Consider the following 683-nt stretch of genomic DNA (forward strand, 5'->3'; position numbering starts at 1 on the left):
ACCACCCATACATTCGAAGCCGGCCGAGAACACCAGCGCGGCCAGGGAAAACTTCTCAGCAGCTATCAATACGACAACCATGGGCGCCTGTTCAACCAAGGCATCAGCGACATCGACGGCGCCCTCTCCCGCCGCCAATACACCTACGACAAAATCGGCAACCTCACCCGCCTCCTCGACACCCGCAAAGGCGACCATCACTACCGATACGACCCCCTCGCCCGCCTGATCCGCGCCGATCATTCGCAGGACGAGCAAGAGCGTTTCAGCCACACGCCAGCAGGCAACGTACTGATGCACGACCGGCCGGGGCCGGACATCGTGGCCGGCAATCGGTTGATGATTCAGGGCGATCATCAGTACGACTACGACGCCTTCGGCAATTTGATCCGTGAACGAAGTGGGCGCGAACATCGGCTGGTCACCGAGTATCGGTATGACTGCCAGCATCGGCTGATCGAAATTACCCAACCCAACGGGCAAACCGCCAGCTACCGCTACGACCCGTTTGGTCGGCGCATCAGCAAAACCATAGGCGACAAAACCACAGAATTCTTCTGGCAAGGCGACAAGCTGATCGCCGAGCATCACGCGGACTGCCATCGCAGCTTCATCTACGAACCCGACAGCTTTCGCCCGCTGGCAATGCTGGAAGGCTTTGGCCCAAAAGAAACCAAGCCCTA

Annotated in this window: 1 protein-coding gene; it reads left to right on the forward strand. The window is 59.0% G+C overall.

The window, feature by feature from the left end; translation table 11 throughout:
- A partial coding sequence (locus tag Q7C20_RS26760) for an RHS repeat domain-containing protein (protein ID WP_375071194.1) occupies nt 1-683 on the forward strand: 683 nt, incomplete at both ends.

Source organism: Pseudomonas sp. AMR01 (genome assembly GCF_041946035.1).
Taxonomy (GTDB): Bacteria; Pseudomonadota; Gammaproteobacteria; order Pseudomonadales; family Pseudomonadaceae; genus Aquipseudomonas; species Aquipseudomonas antarctica_B.